Below are 3,837 nucleotides of genomic sequence, written 5' to 3'. Positions count from 1 at the left end.
CCCGCCGCGCGGCGGGGCACGCTGTCCGATGGTGCGGTTACCCTGGGTTCCGACCGACCGGGGCCGCCCCGGCTTAGATGAGGCACCAGCCGAAAGGACCCGCCATGCAGCCCGGACCCGACATGAACGCCCTCCTCGAGCAGGCCCAGCAGATGCAGGCCCAGCTCGCCCAGGCGCAGCAGGAGATCGCCGCGAGCACGGTCGACGGCCAGGCCGGTGGCGGCCTCGTCACCGTCACCATGCGCGGCACCGGTGAGGTCACCGGGGTCACGGTGGACCCCAAGGTCGTGGACCCCGAGGACATCGAGACGCTCCAGGATCTGCTCGTCGGTGCGTTCGGCGACGCCCACACCAAGGTCCAGCAGCTCGCCGAGTCGCGGCTCGGCCCCCTGGCCTCCGGCGGCGGCCTCGGCGACATGATGGGCGGCCTGGGCATGTGAGCCCGGCGGGACCCGGGGATATCCGGGACCCGCCACCCGGCGGCGCATCCGCCGCCGGGAACGACACAGCACAGGAACGGCGATGTACGAGGGACCAGTCCAGAACCTGATCGACGAGTTCGGCAAACTGCCGGGCGTCGGTCCGAAGTCCGCGCAGCGGCTGGCCTTCCACCTCCTGCAGGCGGAGCCGGAGTCGGTGGAGCGGCTGCGTTCCGCGCTGCAGGCGGTGGTCGACGGCGTCACGTACTGCGAGGTCTGCGGCACGGTGTCGGCGGCCGAACGCTGCCGCATCTGCTCCGACCCGCGGCGCGACCCCACGCTCATCTGTGTGGTCGAGGAGCCCAAGGACATCGAGGCCATCGAGCGCACCCGCGAGTTCCGCGGGCTCTACCACGTGCTCGGTGGCGCGCTCGATCCCATCAACGGCATCGGGCCCAACGAGCTGCGCATCGCCGGCCTGATGAGGCGGGTCGGGGAGGAGTTCGAGGGCGAGGAGATCGCGGAGATCATCATCGCGACCGACCCCAACACCACCGGCGAGGCCACCTCCACGTACCTGGCCAGGTTGCTGCGGCCGTTCCCTGAACTCGTGGTGAGCCGTCTGGCCTCAGGCCTGCCCATGGGTGCGGATCTCGAGTTCGCGGACGAGCTGACCCTGGGCAGCGCCCTGTCCGGCCGCCGAATCCTGTCCGGCGGACCCTCCCAGCCCGCGCGGTCGGGAGGCGTGCTCCGTCCCGAGCAGAGTGAGCCCCGGGCTCCCCAACCGTTCCCCGAACCGTCTCCCGAACCGGCAGAACAGCGGATGCCGGGGCCCGACAGCCGCGCGGCGGGCCGGACCGGTCTGTCAGAGGTCGAAGAGCCTCGCGGCGTTCCCGTGCCACACCGCCCGTAGCCAGTCGTCGCCCATCCCGAGTCCCGCCAGGGCGTCGAGTTGGTGCGCGAACGGGTAGGGGATGTTGGGGAAGTCGGTCCCCAGCAGGATCTTGTGCCCCAGATCGGCGAGCCGCCCGCGCTCCGAGGCCGGGAACGGGCTGATCTCCTCGACGAAGTCGGTGAACGCCATGGTCGTGTCCAGGTAGACACCGCTGTACCGCTCGGCCAGGTCCAGGAACTCCGAGTACTCACCCATGCCCATGTGGGCGATGATCAACGGGAGATCCGGGAACCGCTCGAGCACGTCCGCGACCGGCTCCGGGCCCGTGAAGGGTCCCGCCACGGGACCGCTCCCGCAGTGGATCACCGTGGGCACCTGCGCCTCCGCGAGCCGGCCCCACACCGGGTCCAGCAACGGATCGCGAGGGTCGTACTCGCCCACCTGGATGTGTGACTTGAACACCCGGGCCCCGGCCTCGATCGCGTCGCGGACGTAGTCACCCGCGGTCGGCTCGGGGAAGAAGGTCGCGGTGTGCAGGCAGTCGGGGTGCCGAGAGGCGAAGTCCGCCGACCACGAGTTGAGCCACGCCCCCATGTCCGCCTTGTGCGGGTACAGCATCGACGAGAACGCCAGTACGCCGTAGGACCTCAGGCGGGCGACCCGCTCGTCCTCGGCCTCCCGGTAGGTGATCGGCCACGTCCGGCCGATCTTGGGGCCGGCGGCGTCGAAGTAGTCCCACACCTTGGCCATCACGCGGTCGGGCATGAAGTGCGTGTGGACGTCGATGATCCCCGGAAGACCCAGCGGCTCCCACAGAGCCCGCACCTGTGCCGCCTCGTGCGCGGGATCGGGAGGGGTCACGGAGCCGGCGAGGGTGGCGGTGCCGTGGTGGATACACATGGATCCGAGCGTAGGCGAGCGCTGACCTCCGGCCGACTGATCGGGTCCGGCCCGGGGGCGTCCACCCCCGGGCGGTCGAGTGCCGACGGGGAAAAATTCCTTGACAAGAAGGTTTGTCGGTAGGAGGCTTGGTGCCATCCAGGACAGGAGGCCGGGGGCATGCAGGACATCGGCGTGATCGACAGCGCAGAGGTGGCGACCGCCGCCCTGGCCCCGATCCGCGCGCGACTGTTGGCCGAACTCTCCGAACCGGGGTCGGCCACCACGCTCGCCGCCCGCCTGGGTGTACCGAGGCAGAAGCTCAACTATCACCTCCGGCAGCTCGAGAAGCACGGGCTGGTCGAACTGGTCGAGGAGCGACGGCGGGGGAACGTCCACGAACGGATACTGAGGGCCTCGTCGTCGTCGTACGTCGTCTCTCCCGGGGTGATGGGACGGACCCAGCCGGTCGTCGGCGCCGACCGCGACCAGGCGTCCCCACGATGGCTGCTCGCGCTGGCCTCACGGATGGTGCGCGAGGTGGGTGAACTGGTCGTCGGGGCGCGCCGGACCGGTAAGCGGGTCGGGACGTTCGGTCTCGACGGCGAGGTGTGCTTCGCCACCCCGGCCGACCGCGCGGCGTTCGCCGACGAACTCACCGACGCGGTGACCAGGCTCGTGTCCAGGTACCACGACGACTCCTCCGATGGGAGCCGCCGACACCGGCTCATCGTGGGGATTCACGCCGTCCCACCCGGGAGCGCCGACACCTCCGAGCGCGCCGACACCTCCGAGCGCGCCGACACATCTGACAGCGAGACATCTGACAGCGAGACATCTGACAGCGACACACACGACAGCGACACACACGACAGCGACACATCTGACGGTAAGGAGAAGGACGATGTCTGACCAGCCCAAGCGGATCGAGAAGTCCATCGAGCTCGACGCCACGCCGGAGGAGGTGTGGGAGGCCGTCGCCACAGGTGAGGGTATGGCGTGTTGGTTCGTGCCGCACCGGTTCGACCCGCCGGAGGGGGGCGTCGGCGCCCGCGTCGTGTCCGACTTCGGGTCCGGCAACATCTCCGAGGCCACGGTCCGGGAGTGGGAGCCCGGGCGGCGGTACTCGTCCTCTGCGGACGGCCAGACGGAGGTCGTGGAGTTCCTCGTCGAGGGCAGGGACGGCGGCGGAGCCGTGCTGCGGCTCATCCACAGCGGAATCACCGGCGAGGACTGGGAGGCCGAGTACCACAGCCACGGCTGGGACGGGTTCCTGGCCAATCTCCGCCGCTACTTCGACCACTTCCGCGGCCTGCCGCCGGCCACCGTGTCGATCATCGCGTTCAGCGACCTCGACAAGGATGGCATCTGGGCGCGGTTCAACGACGCCCTGGGCATCGACCGACAGCCGGCGGTCGGCGACACCGTGCACCTGACACCCGATGGGCTCGACCCGATCGACGGCGTGGTGGAGGTGGCCGAACCGGGGAATCTCGGCATCCGCAGCAACAGCGGCGCCCATTTCTTCAGCGGCGACGGCGCGTGGGGCATGGTCACCGTCGTCCACTACTACTTCGGCGACGAGTTCGACCGCGACGTGCTCACCGCCGGGTGGCAGCGTTGGGCGGACAGCCTCTTCCCGCC

4 protein-coding genes and 1 pseudogene are annotated in these 3,837 nt (G+C 70.1%); 4 read left to right on the top strand and 1 reads right to left on the bottom strand.

Features of this window, described 5'->3' with window-relative positions; translation table 11 throughout:
• Positions 1-104: 104 nt before the first annotated feature.
• Positions 105-440, top strand: coding sequence for a YbaB/EbfC family nucleoid-associated protein (locus G6020_RS08980; protein WP_095717156.1), 336 nt, complete (start codon positions 105-107; stop codon positions 438-440).
• An 82-nt stretch (positions 441-522) separates the two neighbouring features.
• Positions 523-1,128: pseudogene (gene recR / locus G6020_RS08975) on the top strand (recombination mediator RecR); the annotation flags it as partial.
• A gap of 156 nt (positions 1,129-1,284) precedes the next feature.
• Here recR and G6020_RS08970 read toward each other — a convergent pair.
• Positions 1,285-2,214 carry an amidohydrolase family protein gene (locus tag G6020_RS08970; RefSeq protein ID WP_095717158.1) on the bottom strand — a complete coding sequence of 310 codons (930 nt, stop codon included), beginning with the start codon at positions 2,212-2,214 and terminating at the stop codon, positions 1,285-1,287.
• Positions 2,215-2,373: 159 nt separating this feature from the next.
• Between G6020_RS08970 and G6020_RS08965 the strand changes: the two genes are divergently transcribed.
• Together G6020_RS08965 and G6020_RS08960 are read left to right on the top strand one after the other, a co-directional pair.
• Positions 2,374-3,105 (top strand): helix-turn-helix domain-containing protein, encoded by a 732-nt coding sequence (locus G6020_RS08965; RefSeq protein ID WP_182610380.1) that lies wholly within the window; start codon positions 2,374-2,376, stop codon positions 3,103-3,105.
• Positions 3,098-3,837, top strand: a 740-nt coding sequence (locus tag G6020_RS08960) for an SRPBCC domain-containing protein (protein ID WP_182610379.1), incomplete at its 3' end; no start/stop codon positions are given. The genes G6020_RS08965 and G6020_RS08960, both read left to right, overlap by 8 nt.

Origin of the sequence: Dietzia sp. B19, assembly GCF_014145155.1 — a bacterium.
Lineage (GTDB): Bacteria > Actinomycetota > Actinomycetes > Mycobacteriales > Mycobacteriaceae > Dietzia > Dietzia natronolimnaea.
Note: the sequence above shows the minus strand (reverse complement) of the source record. Positions and strands in the feature narration are given on the sequence as shown.